Source organism: Kribbella sp. C-35 (assembly GCF_046549195.1).
Taxonomy (GTDB): Bacteria; Actinomycetota; Actinomycetes; order Propionibacteriales; family Kribbellaceae; genus Kribbella.
Map to the genome: position 1 here is coordinate 2003419 of NZ_JAJPWG010000001.1, position 14592 is coordinate 2018010.

General features: G+C 67.7%; 18 protein-coding genes. 5 read left to right on the plus strand and 13 right to left on the minus strand.

Annotated features, from left to right (window positions below; genetic code table 11):
* Positions 1-7 precede the first annotated feature (7 nt).
* The 7 genes from ACLJOO_RS10125 to ACLJOO_RS10155 are packed head-to-tail and all read right to left on the minus strand — an operon-like array spanning position 8 to position 7604.
* Positions 8-994 carry a phosphotransferase family protein gene (locus ACLJOO_RS10125; protein WP_410786615.1) on the minus strand — a complete coding sequence of 329 codons (987 nt, stop codon included), beginning with the start codon at positions 992-994 and terminating at the stop codon, positions 8-10.
* Positions 995-1864, minus strand: coding sequence for an amidohydrolase family protein (locus ACLJOO_RS10130; RefSeq protein ID WP_410786616.1), 870 nt, complete (start codon positions 1862-1864; stop codon positions 995-997).
* The gene (locus ACLJOO_RS10135) at positions 1861-3378 is read right to left on the minus strand and encodes a sugar ABC transporter ATP-binding protein (RefSeq protein WP_410786617.1); all 1518 of its coding nucleotides are present in this window, start codon (positions 3376-3378) and stop codon (positions 1861-1863) included. Before ACLJOO_RS10135 ends, ACLJOO_RS10130 begins: the two co-directional genes overlap by 4 nt.
* Entirely contained in the window at positions 3375-4370 is a 996-nt protein-coding gene (locus ACLJOO_RS10140; protein ID WP_410786618.1) for an ABC transporter permease, read from the minus strand. Before ACLJOO_RS10140 ends, ACLJOO_RS10135 begins: the two co-directional genes overlap by 4 nt.
* On the minus strand, positions 4367-5437 hold the full coding sequence (locus ACLJOO_RS10145) for an ABC transporter permease (protein ID WP_410786619.1): 1071 nt from the start codon (positions 5435-5437) through the stop codon (positions 4367-4369). The genes ACLJOO_RS10140 and ACLJOO_RS10145 overlap by 4 nt, the downstream gene beginning before the upstream one ends.
* Positions 5434-6522, minus strand: a complete 1089-nt coding sequence (locus ACLJOO_RS10150; protein WP_410786620.1) for a mandelate racemase/muconate lactonizing enzyme family protein — start codon at positions 6520-6522, stop codon at positions 5434-5436. The genes ACLJOO_RS10145 and ACLJOO_RS10150 overlap by 4 nt, the downstream gene beginning before the upstream one ends.
* Positions 6519-7604, minus strand: coding sequence for a sugar ABC transporter substrate-binding protein (locus ACLJOO_RS10155; RefSeq protein WP_410786621.1), 1086 nt, complete (start codon positions 7602-7604; stop codon positions 6519-6521). The genes ACLJOO_RS10150 and ACLJOO_RS10155 overlap by 4 nt, the downstream gene beginning before the upstream one ends.
* A gap of 126 nt (positions 7605-7730) precedes the next feature.
* Here ACLJOO_RS10155 and ACLJOO_RS10160 point away from each other — a divergent pair, with 126 nt between their 5' ends.
* From ACLJOO_RS10160 to ACLJOO_RS10180, 5 genes are read left to right on the plus strand one after another with little or no spacing between them, the layout of a single operon-like run.
* Positions 7731-8435 carry a GntR family transcriptional regulator gene (locus tag ACLJOO_RS10160; protein WP_410786622.1) on the plus strand — a complete coding sequence of 235 codons (705 nt, stop codon included), beginning with the start codon at positions 7731-7733 and terminating at the stop codon, positions 8433-8435.
* A 10-nt stretch (positions 8436-8445) separates the two neighbouring features.
* The gene (locus tag ACLJOO_RS10165; protein WP_410786623.1) at positions 8446-9294 is read left to right on the plus strand and encodes a fumarylacetoacetate hydrolase family protein; all 849 of its coding nucleotides are present in this window, start codon (positions 8446-8448) and stop codon (positions 9292-9294) included.
* A 34-nt stretch (positions 9295-9328) separates the two neighbouring features.
* Positions 9329-9931 carry a class I SAM-dependent methyltransferase gene (locus ACLJOO_RS10170; protein WP_410786624.1) on the plus strand — a complete coding sequence of 201 codons (603 nt, stop codon included), beginning with the start codon at positions 9329-9331 and terminating at the stop codon, positions 9929-9931.
* Positions 9932-9940: 9 nt separating this feature from the next.
* Positions 9941-10318, plus strand: a complete 378-nt coding sequence (locus tag ACLJOO_RS10175) for a VOC family protein (protein WP_410786625.1) — start codon at positions 9941-9943, stop codon at positions 10316-10318.
* 33 nt (positions 10319-10351) lie between these two features.
* Positions 10352-11053, plus strand: coding sequence for a hypothetical protein (locus ACLJOO_RS10180; RefSeq protein ID WP_410786626.1), 702 nt, complete (start codon positions 10352-10354; stop codon positions 11051-11053).
* Positions 11054-11056: 3 nt separating this feature from the next.
* Here the strand turns inward: ACLJOO_RS10180 and ACLJOO_RS10185 are convergent, their stop codons facing one another.
* The 6 genes from ACLJOO_RS10185 to ACLJOO_RS10210 form a co-directional block, all read right to left on the minus strand.
* Entirely contained in the window at positions 11057-11443 is a 387-nt protein-coding gene (locus ACLJOO_RS10185) for a hypothetical protein (RefSeq protein WP_410786627.1), read from the minus strand.
* 54 nt (positions 11444-11497) lie between these two features.
* Positions 11498-11869: a hypothetical protein gene (locus tag ACLJOO_RS10190; RefSeq protein WP_410786628.1), complete on the minus strand. Its 372-nt coding sequence runs from the start codon at positions 11867-11869 to the stop codon at positions 11498-11500.
* Positions 11866-12975 carry an alpha/beta hydrolase gene (locus ACLJOO_RS10195; protein ID WP_410786629.1) on the minus strand — a complete coding sequence of 370 codons (1110 nt, stop codon included), beginning with the start codon at positions 12973-12975 and terminating at the stop codon, positions 11866-11868. Before ACLJOO_RS10195 ends, ACLJOO_RS10190 begins: the two co-directional genes overlap by 4 nt.
* Before the next feature lie 63 nt (positions 12976-13038).
* The gene (locus ACLJOO_RS10200) at positions 13039-13602 is read right to left on the minus strand and encodes a histidine phosphatase family protein (protein WP_410786630.1); all 564 of its coding nucleotides are present in this window, start codon (positions 13600-13602) and stop codon (positions 13039-13041) included.
* Positions 13599-14354 carry a CbtA family protein gene (locus ACLJOO_RS10205; protein ID WP_410786631.1) on the minus strand — a complete coding sequence of 252 codons (756 nt, stop codon included), beginning with the start codon at positions 14352-14354 and terminating at the stop codon, positions 13599-13601. Before ACLJOO_RS10205 ends, ACLJOO_RS10200 begins: the two co-directional genes overlap by 4 nt.
* 18 nt (positions 14355-14372) lie before the next feature.
* Positions 14373-14570 carry a CbtB domain-containing protein gene (locus tag ACLJOO_RS10210; protein ID WP_131284143.1) on the minus strand — a complete coding sequence of 66 codons (198 nt, stop codon included), beginning with the start codon at positions 14568-14570 and terminating at the stop codon, positions 14373-14375.
* Positions 14571-14592: the final 22 nt, after the last annotated feature.

Consider the following 14592-nt stretch of genomic DNA (forward strand, 5'->3'; position numbering starts at 1 on the left):
GCGTCGCTCAGCCGAACTGGGCAAGAACCTTCGCCATGGCGTCGTAGCTTTCGTGGACGGCTTTGGGGTTGTTCAGGCGGTGGCGTTCGAGGCGGATTGCGGCTAAGTGACGGGCCTCGTAGATGTTTGCTCTCCAGAGTGCGGCGGGTGTTCGGTTCAAGGCGCCGTACGACTGCCAGAAGGACTCGCGTTCGTCGTGCTTTGCCTGGGCCATGCGGATGGTCCAGTCGGCGGCGGGGTCGCCGAACTCGGTGCGGTCGAAGTCCAGTACGCCGGAGATCAACGGCTCGGGCGCCTCGGCGTCGAGGAGGCAGTTGACCGTCCACAGGTCGCCCGTCAGCAGCCGCGGCTCGCGTATTTCGTCCAGCGTCGCGCGGCCATGGGCAGCAAGCTCGGTGGCCTTGCGTACGTCGGCGCCGTCGAGGCCTGCTTGCTCCAGGTCGTCGGCGATCTGGGTGAGTGATGCGATCACTGCCTCGCTCCAGGACGCGTACGACGGGTCGGCCACGCGGCCGAAGTGCGGTCCGCGTACGTCGTGCACAGTCCGGGTGATCGCGCCGAGTTGGTGGAAGAACGTCGTACGGCCGGATCGCGGATACGTGCCGAGGTGTTCCGGAGCCGGGACGCCGGGCAGATGGGTCTGGATCATCCAGTCGCGGTCGACGATGTCGTGCGACCAGTCCGCGGCCAGCACCTGCGGTATCAAAGGCGCAATCGCCGCCAGCCAAGGAACGCTCGCATGCTCGTTCCGCATCAGGTGCAGCTCGGACCCGAACTGCACCGCCTCCTCCGGCGCCACCCGCAGGATCACCGCGTCGTTCCCGCCGGCCAGCTCCACCCGGTACACGCTGTTGTAGCCGCCGTACCCCAACTCAACGGCCCTCACCGCCGTCACGCCAGGACCGAACGCCCGCCGGCAGATCGCCTCGATCTGCGCTGCGGTCAGGCCCCGCTGAAACGCCTCCGGCTCGCGCTCGACCTCCCGAAGGTCCACCTATCCGCCGATGGCTGACTGGACTGCTGGGAGCAGGCGGTAGGTGCGGGTGGCTGTGGTGCTGAAGACGGCCTCCTGGTCGGCTGCGGAAAGTGTTGAGGTGAGGGTTTCCGCGGTGGTGACGACGTCGGCGTACGACGCGGCGAGGAGGCAGACGGGCCAGTCGGAGCCGAACATGACTCTGTCGGGGCCGAAGGCTTCCAGGACTACGTCGGCGTACGGCTGGAGGTCTTTGGGGGTCCAGGTGGCCCAGTCGGCCTCGGTGACCATGCCGGAGAGTTTGCAGGTGACGTTGGGGAGGGCGGCCAGCTCACGGAGTTGGGTGGCCCACGGGTCCAGCGGCTCGCCGATGACCGGTTTGGAGATGTGGTCGACGACGAACGTGAGTTGCGGGAGGTTGCGGACGGTTTGGATCGCGGCTGGGAGGTGCGGCGTCTTTGTGAGGAGGTCGTACGCGAGGCCGGCGTCCGCAACGGCAGCAAGACCACGCTGTACGTCGGGACGCAGCAGCCAGTCGACATCGGGCTCGTCATGCACCTGGTGACGGATCGCCTTCAGATACGCGCCGTCCGGACGGGCCTGGAGCGACGCCAGCGTGTCAGCGACGTCGGGCGCAGTCAGGTCGACCCAGCCGACCACACCCGCCACGAGATCGTTGCCAGCGGCAATCTCCAGGAATTCGACCGTTTCCGCAACCACGCCGACGGTCTGCACGAGTACGGTCGCGCTGATGTCTGCGGCGGCTGCGAGCGGTGCCAGGTCGGCGATCGAGAAGTTGCGGCGGATCGGATCCAGCTCCGGCCCGACCATCCACGACTGCTCGCGGACGGTGAGATCCCAGACGTGGTGGTGGGCGTCAACTCTGCTCATGCGGCGGTGGTCCCCTCGGCGTGGATGAGACGAATGACTTGCTGGCTCATCCGGTCGTAGTCGTGGTCGTTCGCGAGCTCTCCCTGGACGGCGTGGTCGCGCATCACCACGACCCGGTCGGCGAGCGTGATCATCTCCGGGAGGTCGGACGTGATCAGCAGAATCGCCAGCCCGTTGGCCGCGAGGTCCCAGATCAACGTGTGGAAGGCGTCCTTGGTCCGTACGTCGATCCCGACCGTCGGCTCGTCGATGATCAGGATCTCGGTCTGCGCCGCCAGCCATTTCGCCAAGGAAACTTTCTGCTGGTTTCCGCCGGACAGCGTTCCGGCGGACTGCTCGGGCGAAGCGATCCGGATCCCGAGCTGGTCGACGTACGATGCGACGGTCGCGACCTCGGCCTTCGCCGGCACGTAGCCGAGCGCTTTCCGCAACCGGTCCCAGATCGTCACGGCGATGTTCCGGCTGACCGACTGTTCGAGGAAAACGCCTTCTTCCTTGCGGTTCTCGGTGACGTACCCGATCTTGTGGTTCCGCAGCGCGTCCCGCACGTTCCGGATCCGTACCACCGTACCGCGAACGCGGACCTCGCCACCGGTGATCCGGTCCAGCCCGAGCAAGGCCTTCGCCAGCTCGCTCCGCCCGGCGCCGACCAGACCGTACAGTCCGACGATTTCTCCCGGACGTACGGCGAGATCCACGCCGACATGCCCGGTCGCCGTACTCACGCCTCGTAGCTCCAGCAGCGGGTCAGCAGCAGCGTCCACCGTCCGTGGAGGCAGTGACAGCGCTTCGTGGGTGCGGCCAACCATCAGGTCGACGACCTCGTCCCGGGTGAGGTCGGCCAACGCGCCGCCGGACAGCACGGAGGCACCGTCGCGGAGGACGGTCACCGTGTCGCAGATCTGGAAGACCTCTTCGAGTTTGTGACTCACGAACAGCACCGCGCGCCCGTCGTTCTTCAGCTTCTCGACGACGCGGAACAGCAGCGCCGCCTCGTTCGGCGTGATCGACGCAGTCGGCTCGTCCAGCAGCAGCACGCGGCTCTCGATCGACAACGCCTTGGCGATCTCCACGAGTTGCGCCTGCGCGACGGAAAGCTCGGTGACCGGCTGCTCCGGATCGATGTCGAGCTCGAGCTCAGCCAGCCAACGCGACGCCTCCGACCGGATCGCGGCGCGATCGACCAGGCCGCGGGACGTCGGCAGGTTCTGCAACAGGATGTTCTCGCCCACGGTGAACCCGGGGATGAGGTTGCGTTCCTGATGTACGACGCCGATGCCCGCCGAGGCAGACTCGTGCGGCGACCCGAACGACACCTCGCGGCCGTCGAGCAGCAACCGGCCGCCGTCGGGCCGGTACAACCCGGTGACGACCTTGATCAGCGTCGACTTTCCGGCCCCGTTCTCGCCGAGCAGTGCGTGCACCGAACCCGCTTCGAGGGCGAGGTCGACGCCGTCCAGCGCCCGTACGCCGGGAAAGACCTTCACCACGTTTTCCGCCTGGAACAACGTCATACCGCACCTCCCGCCACCGTCGCGTCCGGCGTTTTCACGACCGTACTCCGTTGTTGCCGACGGCTCCGGACCTGCCCGAGTACGACCGATCCGAGGACGACCGCGCCGACGACGAAGTTCACCCAGGACGGCTCGAGCGAGAACTCCGCCCGCGCCGTGTCGACGAACCGGACGATGAACGCGGCCAGCACGGTCCCGAGGACGACGGCCGAGCCGCCGGTGAGCAGCGCGCCGCCGATGATCGGCGCCGCGAACGACGGCAGCAGCCAGTCGCCGCCGATGCTCTTGTTCACGCCCGGCGAGGACGCGACGGTGAGGATCGCGGCGACGCCGAGCACCGCGCCGGAAAGCGTGTGCGCGATGATCACCGATCGGTCGTTGGAAATCCCGGAAAGACGCGCGGCAATCGGGTTTCCGCCGGAGGCGAGCAGCTGTCGGCCGGGGACGGTACGACGCAACAGAACGGACAGCCCGCCCGCGACGATCAGCGCGACGATGAAGATCCACGGGAGTACGCCGAACAGGGCGGACGCCCCGAAGTCCTTCAATCCTTGGGGATACGCGTCGACAGTGCGCGTGCCGACGAGGCGGTACTGCACGCCGAGCAGGATGGTCATCGTCGCGAGCGTGACGATGAAACCGTTGATCCGGGTAAGCACCACGAGCACGCCGTTCACCAGACCGGCGGCCGCCGCGAGCAGGAACCCGATCAGCAGCGCGAGCGGAGCCGGTACGCCGTGATCGGCCATCAGCACGCCCGTCGCGACCGCGGCGAAACCACCGATCGCGCCGACGGCCAGGTTGAGCTGTCCCACGGCCAGAACGACCATCTGAGCCAGCCCGATCAGCACAGGCACCGCAAGAAACTGCAGCAACACCCGCAACGAGTTCGCCGACAGCAGGTCCCCGTTCGACGCAATCACCAGAAACACGAAGAACACAACCCCGATGGCCAGCAAGGTCATCTCGGTGGAACGCGCGAAGCGTCTCATCGTTGTCGCACCTCCCGTCGCTCGGACAACACCGTTCGCACCCGGTCGGTGGAGAGGGCGATCAGGAGGATCAGGCCGAGGTAGATGTTGAGGCTTTCGAGGCCTACGCCGAGGAGGTCCAGGCCTTTGCGGATGACCGTGGTGAGGGCGGTGCCGATGAGCGTGCCCCAGATGGAGACGAAACCACCGGCCAGCAGGGTGCCGCCGAGGATCGGGCCGAGGAACGACGGGAGCATGAACTCCTCGCCGATCGTCGCCTTGATCGACCCCGTGGAGACGGCGAGCATGAATCCGGCCAACGCCGCCAGGCATCCCGACATCGCGTGCGCGACGATCACCCGTCGCGCCGTCGGAATCCCGGACAACTCAGCGGCCCGCACCGACGAGCCCGTCATCAGCAGCTCACGACCGAGCCGCGTCCGCGCATAGATCCACCCGACGACGGCCATCGCGACGACCGCGAAGATCGCCAGCTGCGGCACTGCCGGCGACCCGCACACGTTCCCGACGCAGACGTCGGCGAGCGAGTAGTTGCGCAGCTCCCGCATCCCCGCCGGCTTGGTTACAAATGCAGCGTTGTCCGTCAACGCCGTGTACACCAGCGGAATCAGCCCGAGCAGCAGGAAGTCGAGCGCCAGCGTCACCACGAACGAGTTCACCCCGGTCCGCGCGATCACCCATCCCGCCAACGCGCCGATCGCCGTACCGGCAACGAGTCCGACCAGCAATCCGGCGTACAACCCGAAGTGCCACAGGTCGTACGAGATTCCGGTGATCATCATCGAGAACGCGGCCATCCGCCCGACAGCAAGGTTCATGTGGCCGATCGACAACACGCACAACTGCGCCAGCCCGACCACGGTGAACATCGCGATGTCCCGCAGCAGCGGGAACACCACCAGTTGCTGGTTGAAGAACGCCGGCCGCAGTACGCCGAACAGCGTGGACAGCAGGACCACCAGGATCAGCAGACCGATCCGCTGGTTGGCCCACCACGGCGCACGGCGTACCTCGGCAGGCGGCGCGTCCTCTTGCAGCGCCTCGGTGGCGGTGGACGAGACGCTCATCCGACCCGCCGATCGTCGATGGCGTCCGGGTTCCAGTCGATCCCCAGACCCGGTACGTCGGGCGCTACCGCATGCCCGTCGACTACAGCCATCTCAGAACGGGTGATCGCCCGCAGCTGCGGGATGTGCTCGACGTACCGCCCGTTCGGCACCGCAGCGGTCAGGCTGACGTGCAGTTCCATGAGGAAGTGCGGACACACCTCCAGGTTGAACGTCTCCGCCAGATGCGCGACCTTCAACCACGGCGTGATCCCACCGACACGCGCCACGTCCACCTGCACGATCCCGGCACCACCAGAAGCGACGTACTCCCGGAACTGCGAGACGGAGTACAGCGACTCCCCCACGGCGATCGGAATCGACGTCGACGCGGCCAAACGGACATGGCCCGTCACATCGTCAGCCGGCAACGGTTCCTCGAACCACGAGAGATCCACCGCCTCGAACGCCGCAGCACGACGACGAGCCTCGGGATACGTCATGGACTGGTTCGCGTCGACCATGATGTCCAGCGACGGACCCACTGCGTCGCGCACTGCCCGCAACCGCTCCACATCCTCGTGGAGACGCGGTTTGCCGACCTTGAGCTTCACACCGGGCCAGCCGGCCTTCTGCGACGCGAGAGCACCCGCCACCAGCTCATCCGTTGTCAGATGCAACCAGCCGCCCTCTGTGTCGTACAGCGGGACCTGCTGCCGGTACCCACCAGCCAGCCGCCACAACGGCTCACCGGCCCGCAGACACCGCAGGTCCCACAACGCAGTGTCCACGGCCGCAAGAGCGAGTGAAGTGATCGCACCGACCGTCGTAGCGTGCGTGGACCAGAACAGGTCCGACCAGAGCCCCTCGATGTTCCGCGCATCCTTACCGACGAGTCGCGGCAACAGGTGGTCCCGCAACAACGCCAGTACGGCGGTGCCGCCCGTGCCGATCGTGTACGAGTACCCGAGCCCGGTCAGCCCGTCAGATGTCGACAAAGAGACGAAGATCGTCTCCTGCTTCAGGAACGCTTGTACGGCGTCGGTCCGGACCGTCTCGACCTCGAGGTCAACCAGATACGTGTCGGCCGCGGTGATCGTGCTCACTGGCAGCTCAGGTGGCTGACGAACTCGGTTTGGAGCTCCTTGGTCTTCGCCTTGCGCTCGTCGTCGTACGTGTCGACGTTCGCCTTCGTGACCACGAACGACCCGGAGTCCACGATCACGCCCGGGTCCTTCATCGTGCACTGCTTCGACTGCAGCAGCGCGAGCAGCCAGCCGCCGACGTACGCCTGACCGACCGGGTTCTGGGTGACGGTGGCGGCGACCCCGCCGGACTTGATGCCGGCCAGGATCTTCGCGTCGTCGTCGATCGCCACCACCTTGATCGGAAGCTTGCTGCTGGCAACACCGTCGGCCGCGGCCACGGCCGGGTTGTACGCCGTGGTGACGATGCCCTTGATCTCCTTGCCCTTGGACGCGAGCAGGTCGGCGACCGCCTTCTGCGCGGTGGACAGGTCCTTGTCGATATCGGTGATCACCGGCAGCTCGGTGACCTTGCCGCCGGTCTCGGCGATCGCCTTCTTGACGCCGGCGATCCGGCGCTGCGTGTTCGAGTCGACGTTGTTGCCGGTCAGGTGCACGATCGTGCCCTGGCCGCCGATCGCCTCGATGGTCGCCTTCGCCGCCTTGTACGCCGCGGTCTCGACGTCCGTGGACAGGCAGAAGTCGGCCGAGTTGGTGTCACCGGCCGGGCAGGACGCCAGCGAACCGACCGCGAAACCCTTCGCCTTCAGGTCCTCGAACGTCGAGTTGATGTCGGTCGGCGACACGCCGAAGATGCCGAACGCGTTGTACCCCTGCGCGGCCAGCGAGTTGATCACGTTGTTCTGCTTGCCCTGATCCCACTCACCGGTCTCGTTGAACGTCACGCCGCCGAGCTTGAACTCGGTCTTGTCCTGGTCGGCGGTGGTCTTCCACGGCTGGAAGTACGGGTGCGCGCCGCCGGGGATCAGCGCCAGCTTGACCTGGGATCCGTCCTTCAGCGTCACCGGTCCGGAGGACGCCGACGTCGACGCGTCGTCACCTGTTCCGGTGCCGCTGGACTCGTTGGAGCTCTTCGTCGTACATCCGGCGGCCAGGGCGACCGTGGCCAGACACAACACTGTCCTACGCAACGTGACGTTCATGGGGCGGCTCCAAGATCCTATAGGATATTGCGAATCCGATGCTGCCCCGTCACACTGGAGCCGTCAAGACTCGTCGAGGTAACGATGACGTCCGGCAGAATGGGGAGCTTCCCGGGAGGAGCGACAGTGACGGATGCGCATGTGGGCCTGGCGGGGCAGCTCGCCCGCCTGCCGCAGCGACAGGTGCTGAGTGACGACGTCTACGAGACCGTCAAAGGCCTGATCATGGACAGCGTGGTCGAGCCGGGCACCCGGTTGAACATCGATGCACTGACCCGTGAGCTGGGCATTTCGCAGACCCCGATCCGGGAGTCGCTGGCCCGGCTGGAGTCCGACGGACTGGTGATCAAGGAGCCGCTGCGCGGGTACCGGGTGTCGTCCCGGCTGACCCGCGACGAGTTCGAGGACCTGTTCGAGTACCGCCTGCACATCGAGCCATGGGCGGCCGGGCGTGCCGCCGAGCGGTCGGGCGCCGACGACCTGGCCCGGCTCAAGGCGGAGATGCTCAGCTACACCGACGTACCGGATCGTCCGTCGTACGAGAGCTACCGGGCGATGGCCGCGCACGACCAGCGGTTCCACGACCTCGTTCTGGAATTGTCCGGCAACGAAACCGCACGGCTGTCCTTCCAGCGGACACACTGCCACCTGCACCTGTTCCGGCTGTACTACGGTGGCGGCATCGCGACGAAGGCGTTGCGAGAGCACAAGTCGGTGGTGACCGCCGTCCGAAAGGGCGACCCGGAGGAGGCGGCCGCGGCGATGCGGTCGCACATCGAGGCCTCCCGCGCCCGGCTGCGGCCCATCTTCGACAAGAACGATCCGTCCTAGGGAGATACCTGTGGAATTGCTGCGCCTCGGCGCGGTCGGCGAGGAGCGCCCGTACGTGCGCGCCGCCGACGGCACCGTTCACGACCTGAGCCCGCTCACCGCCGACATCGACGGAGCGTTCCTCGCCGCCGACGGCATCGCCCGGACCCGCGCCGCACTCGAGGCCGGTGAGCTGCCGGTCGCGGACACCGAGGGCCTGCGGGTCGGCGCGCCGGTCGCCCGTCCGGGCGCCGTGGTCTGCATCGGCCAGAACTACGCGGCGCACGCCGCCGAGTCGGGCGCCGAGCCGCCGAAGCAGCCGATCGTCTTCTTCAAGCACCCGAACACCGTCGTCGGCGCGTACGACGACGTACTGGTGCCGCGCGGCTCCGCGAAGACCGACTGGGAGGTCGAGCTCGCGGTCGTCATCGGCAAGGAGGCACGGTACGTCGAGACCGACGAGGACGCGCTCGCGTGCATCGCCGGGTACGCCGTCTCGAACGACGTGTCGGAGCGCGCTTTCCAGATCGAGGTCTCCGGCGGCCAGTGGTCGAAGGGGAAGTGCTGCGAGACGTTCAACCCGCTCGGGCCGGCCCTGGTCCCCGCCGACGAGGTCGATCCGACCAACCTCAACCTCCGCTCCTGGGTGAACGGCGAAGCACGCCAGGACTCCAACACGCAGGACATGATCTTCTCGGTGGCGGCGCTCATCCGCGACCTGTCGCAGTACATGGTGCTGAGCCCCGGCGACATCCTGAACACCGGTACGCCGGAGGGCGTCGCGCTCTCCGGCCGGTTCCCGTACCTGTCGCCCGGCGACACGATGGAACTCGAGATCGAGGGCCTCGGCCGCCAGAAGCAGTCCCTCGGCAAGGCCTGAAAAACTGTCCCCGGCCGGCCTTAGGGTCGGCCGGGTGACCGATTTTCTCGCCGATATCAGCAGCTCGTACGACAACGTCGCTTTGTCGTACGCCGAACTCGTCGCGACCGGCGCCGACTGGGAAGACGCGGCCTTCGACCTCCTCGCTGACCTCCTGCCCGGCGACTCCAAGGTCGTGCTCGATGTCGGGTGTGGACCGGGGCGGACGACCGGTCTGCTGGCTGCGCGCGAGCTGCAGGTCGTCGGGATCGACCTCTCGCCCGGGATGATCGAGGTCGCCCGCCGCGACCATCCGGAGCTCGACTTCCGCGTCGGTTCGATGACCGCGCTCGACGTACCGGACGACTCGGTAGCCGGCGTCGTTTCGTGGTGGTCGATCATTCACCTGCCCCGCGACGTCGTACCGCAGGTGTTCGCCGAGTTCCACCGCGTGCTCACCCCCGGCGGCGTCCTGCTGATGGGTTTCCACGTCGGCGAGGAATCGACCCACAAGACGTCCGGCTACGGCGGCCATCCGATGAACATCTACGTGCACCGCTGGACCGCCGCCGCCCTCACCGAGATCGCAGTCGCCGCGGGCTTCACGCCGTACCTGGACCGCGAAATTCCCGAGGACCGAGTGGTCTTCCGAAAGTAGCCTCTGCGCATGACTTCTCGCGTGCGTACGGTGACGTTCGATGCCCACGACCCCTACGAGATTGCCAGCTTCTGGCTGCAGGTCCTGAAGGCCGAGCGCCCCGACGACGACCACCCCGGCGACCCGTACGCCTCGGTCCCGACCGACGGCCTCACCGTGCTCTTCGAGCAGAACAACGACGAGAAGGTCGTGAAGAACCGCGGCCACCTGGACCTCGAACCCGACACCACCCGCGACGAGGAAGTCGCCTGGCTCCTCACCCTCGGCGCGACCATCGCCCACGACCACCGCAACCCCGACGGCACCGGCTGGGTCGTCATGCACGACCCCGAAGGCAACGAGTTCTGCGTCCTCCGCAGCGCCGCCGAACGCGCCGTCACCAGCTGAACTGTGACCCCGGGTTCTGTCACGATCTGGCGGATGTATCCCGAATGGTTGATGACAGGGCTCGAGTTTCCTTCGGCCGATCCTCGCGGACACCTGAGCCGGGCCGGCGAGTTGGTGCCGGCCGAAGTACTGGCGGGCAGTGGTCAGGCCGAGGAACTGGCGGAGGTCGTCGAGGAAGGCGCGAATCACTTCTGGATGGACACCCTGCACTACGTGGGTGTGTGGGCCGAGGCGAACGGGCTGGACGAGCAGCTGCCGGTGGAGTTTTGGTTGCACGTCGCGAGTGCGGCGGATGCGATGGAGTTCCCGGAGTTCGTCCCGTACTGCCTGGGAAAGGCGCGCCGCCTACCCAACCAGGACCCGGGCGACCTGGTAGCCGCCGTCAGCACATTGCCCGCCGTCGTCGAGGTGGAGGACGCGGTGCGGTCGAGCTGCTCAGCAGTGGCTGACCTGCTCCGCAACCACGATCCGGCGACGACCGCGATGATCGAGGCGGTCGACCTCGACGCGATCGCCACCCACCTTCGCGGCGGTGCGTACGACGCGCTCGGGCCGGACGTCAGCCCGATCCTGTCCGACAGTTTCGACGACTTGTTCGGCGTCGCGGCGCGCAAGGACTTCCCCGCCGAGCACAGCCGGCATGCCTGGGCGATCATCGGCCCGAACCCGTTCAGGGTCGCTGTGGGCGCGGGCCTCTACCCCAGCACGCACGCTGAGGTCTGGTGGCGGGCCTGAGCTCTACAGATCGTCGACGTACGGCGTCTGGCCGGTGAGGGTCAGCCGCCAGTCGGTGGTCTGGGCGGTGACGGTGAGGTCGTAGCCCTGGCGGCGGGCGGTCAGTTCGTGGCGGCCTTCGGCGGGCTCGGAGATGGTGACTTTCCAGCCCCTGGATTCGAGGGTTTCGGCGGCGAAGCCGATCTGAGCCTCGGGGTCGGGCGTGGTGGTGGGGTCGCCGGTCTCGACGGTGATCGTGCAGACCGACTCCGGGCCGCTCTCGTCGGACAACGCGCCCTGGCCGACAGGGCCGACGTCCTGGGTCACCGTCGGTGCCTGGTCGGGCACGACAGTCGCCGCCACCGCGAGGAGCTCCGAGCGGAGGTAATTGCGTGCTTCGGTCAAGGTCACGCTTCCGTGATACACCGTGCAGCCAAGCCTTGCGAGGACACGCCGCGTTTTGCCTCAAGAAACGACGGGAGTCTCCCCGGTGAACGTTATCCGCCAGTCCGCCGACCACGCGTGGACGGCGACGTCGAAGCCGTCGCGGCTGGCGACGACCCGATAATGACCGTTCTCCGGAGGTACGACGTCCGCGGTCCAGCCCCGGGCCCGCAACGCCACGGCCGCAGCGTCGACGGCAGCCACCGGGTCCGGCGACCGCGGGTTGCCGGTCTCGACGGTGACCCTGGAGACGGTGGCCGTCCCGCGCCCGTCGAACAGTACGCCGGGATTCACCGGCCCCAGGTCATGCGTCACAACCGGCCGCTGATCAGGTACGACGGCCTCCGCCACCGCCAGCAACTCGCTCCGCAGGAACTCCCGCTCGCCTGTCATCGCCGCCGCCCTTCCGAGCCCCGTCCCGCACCGTTCGCCGGCCGGCCCGCCGCAGCCTGCCCGGCGGCGGCTCCGGCCGACTCCTTCGACGGTTTGGTGAGGGCCACGACACCGTCGTACACCTTGGATGCCGCCTTGGCGACAGCGTGCAGCGGGCCGCCCCACGACGTACCGAGGAAGAGCTTGGTCTCGGCGGACCGGCTGGTGTTCGTGGTCGTGATGGACGTCAGGTCGCCGCGAACCACGCGCCCGATGTTGCGGAGCGCCTCACTGTTCGGCCGGTAGTACTCGTTGTGCCAGTGCACCGACACCGGGTCGTCGTCGACCCGTGGATCGCTGGTCGCCATCCGGATCGCGTCCGAGAAGTTCGCCGGATCCGGTCCGAACCACTCGGTGTACGAGACGTAGTCTCCTGGCGCACGCTCGGTGTACATCCGGGTCGGCGGCTGGACGACGTCGGCGGCCTCGTCGACGTACTTCTCGATACCCGGCGAGCCCGTCGTCACCAGCCGCTTCGGCCGGGCGCCCGCCATCACCGCCTCAACGGCTACCTTGGTGCCGTACGAATGCGCGACCAGCGTGACGTCCGCGTCGTCCGCCTTCAGTTCGTCGACCTCGTTCAGGAACTCCGCGAGCCGTGGCCCGGCCTCGATCGCCGCGTCCTGACTCGCGGCCTCCACCAGGCCCTGCGGCGAGTCGTAGTCGAGCCACACGACAACCGCCGTACCCGGGCCGGCCTCCTGCTTGATGACTTCGCCGCGGTCCGCCTGACCGTTGAACGTGTCCAGGCTGTTCCCCATCCCGGGAACCAGCACCGCGATGTTCTTCGCCGTCTGGAGATCACCGAGGACCTCGACCGCGCGACCTTGCCCCTCGGGATCCACCGAGTAGAACTGCCGCGGCCGCTCGACCTCGACGACGTTGCCATCGGCATCCACCGACGTCGTCTTGACGGGCGTCAGCAGTTCCTTGACAGTGTCCAGCCGCTTCAGCTGGTCGTCACTCGCCGTGCCGGCGTCGGCGGCGGCCTGCAGGCGGCCGCGAGCCGCGACGAGCACGGCATGGCTGGCACGGAACCGTTCGGCAAGCTGGTCGACCTCGGTCATCGTGACTCCCCGTGACAGCCGGTCACCTGGGCGTGCAACCGGGCCAACCGCAGTTTGTCAGTCCTAAGGTCTCAAGGCCAGCGACCAGTTGCCGGAGTGGTACGAGAGGTTGACCGTGGCCAGGGGACGTACGTCGACGTGTCGCAGCGACTCCGCCGGAGCGTCCACGACGTACAGAACGATCGCGCGGACGACCGCCGGATGGACGACCGCCAGCGTGAAGCCGTGCTCTCGCGCCGCCAGATCGCCCAGCCAATCGGCGACCCGGGCGAGTACGTCGTTCTCGGTCTCGCCGCCGCCGGGCGTGGCGGTGTGCGGCCGCTCGAGCCATGCCGCCACCCGTGCAGGCTCGGACGCGAGCAGTTCCTCCAGCCCGCGTCCGGTCCACTCGCCGTACTCACGGTCCCGCAGCGCCGGCTCCACCACCGGGTCGAACCCGAGTACGGCGGCCGTGCGTACGGCGGCCTGCTCCGGCCCGGCGTACACAGCATCCGCGGACAGCTTCAGCTCGCGCGCCGTCTCGACACTCGCCGGATCCGGCTCGGCGTCACCACCGAGTACGAGTCCGCGCAGCGCGGGGGTCAGGGCGTGCGCGACCAGGGTCAGCGCCTGGGGTGGTGCGGTCAAGCGGCAGCCACCTTCGATCGGATCGGCCGGCGGTCCACCGCGACCGCATACCCGAATCCGAGCAGGAGCCACAGCGTCGCCTGCGTACCGAGCGAGGCGAACCGGAACTGCCACAGCAGCGTAGCGGGGAACGTCTCCGGAACCTCGTTGATTCGCGGCAGAATCAGGTACGCCGCCACCACAGTGACGACCAGCCCGACGACACCGCCTGCGAGCCGGGCGATTTCGCCGTACCGCGCGGCCCACCGGGACAGCGCGACGCCGGCCCAGACCGCGAGCAGGCCGATCACCAGCGTCAGGAGATAGGTGACCGTACGGCGGGTGATCGTGTCCGGATCACCGACCGCGGGCGGGTTCGGCGGGTACTTGAGGAATGGGACCAGCACGATGCCGACGAAACCCGCCGCGGCGAGCCCGAGCGCGGCGTACGCGTCGTTCTCTGTCCGGAGCTTGCGGCGGAGCAGCGTGAACGCGACGGCGAACAGTCCGCCGAGCGCAACGCCGTACAGGCTGGTGGCGAGGAACAGCCCCGCTTTCTGGCCTTCACGGCTGACCAGCGGCTCTTCTTCCTCCGCCTGGTCAGCCTGGTCGGCATGGTCATGATCATGGGTGTGCGCGGCGCCGGCCTCTTCGATCGCGATCGCCGCGTCGACACGCGGCTCGCCCAGCACGTAGGCGAACGTTCCGGCCAGCAGGCCGGCGAAGAGTCCGACGATCAATCCGCGCACCAGGAGCGATCCGAAGGTGCGCATGTCGTCTAGTGGCTGTTCTTAATGACAGGGCACGCCGAGAAGGTGGCGACCGTCGTGCATCAGCTCGTGCAGGTACATCCCGGACCGGGACACCGCACCCTGGTCGAACCCGACCAGATACGCGAGCAGCAACATCAGGCCGACGCTGAGCAGCGCGGCAGCAAGAAGCTTGGGCGAGAGAGCCGGTACGGCGACCGACTGGGCAGGAGCTGCCATCTGAACTGAACCTCCTGGGGAA

Bases quoted from the DNA above. Each gene is read 5' to 3' on its own strand.
- ACLJOO_RS10130 (WP_410786616.1), bottom strand. From the start codon at position 1,864: ATGAGCAGAGTTGACGCCCACCACCACGTCTGGGATCTCACCGTCCGC.
- ACLJOO_RS10135 (WP_410786617.1), bottom strand. From the start codon at position 3,378: ATGACGTTGTTCCAGGCGGAAAACGTGGTGAAGGTCTTTCCCGGCGTA.
- ACLJOO_RS10140 (WP_410786618.1), bottom strand. From the start codon at position 4,370: ATGAGACGCTTCGCGCGTTCCACCGAGATGACCTTGCTGGCCATCGGG.
- ACLJOO_RS10145 (WP_410786619.1), bottom strand. From the start codon at position 5,437: ATGAGCGTCTCGTCCACCGCCACCGAGGCGCTGCAAGAGGACGCGCCG.
- ACLJOO_RS10155 (WP_410786621.1), bottom strand. From the start codon at position 7,604: ATGAACGTCACGTTGCGTAGGACAGTGTTGTGTCTGGCCACGGTCGCC.
- ACLJOO_RS10175 (WP_410786625.1), top strand. From the start codon at position 9,941: ATGACTTCTCGCGTGCGTACGGTGACGTTCGATGCCCACGACCCCTAC.
- ACLJOO_RS10180 (WP_410786626.1), top strand. From the start codon at position 10,352: ATGTATCCCGAATGGTTGATGACAGGGCTCGAGTTTCCTTCGGCCGAT.
- ACLJOO_RS10190 (WP_410786628.1), bottom strand. From the start codon at position 11,869: ATGACAGGCGAGCGGGAGTTCCTGCGGAGCGAGTTGCTGGCGGTGGCG.
- ACLJOO_RS10195 (WP_410786629.1), bottom strand. From the start codon at position 12,975: ATGACCGAGGTCGACCAGCTTGCCGAACGGTTCCGTGCCAGCCATGCC.
- ACLJOO_RS10205 (WP_410786631.1), bottom strand. From the start codon at position 14,354: ATGCGCACCTTCGGATCGCTCCTGGTGCGCGGATTGATCGTCGGACTC.
- ACLJOO_RS10210 (WP_131284143.1), bottom strand. From the start codon at position 14,570: ATGGCAGCTCCTGCCCAGTCGGTCGCCGTACCGGCTCTCTCGCCCAAG.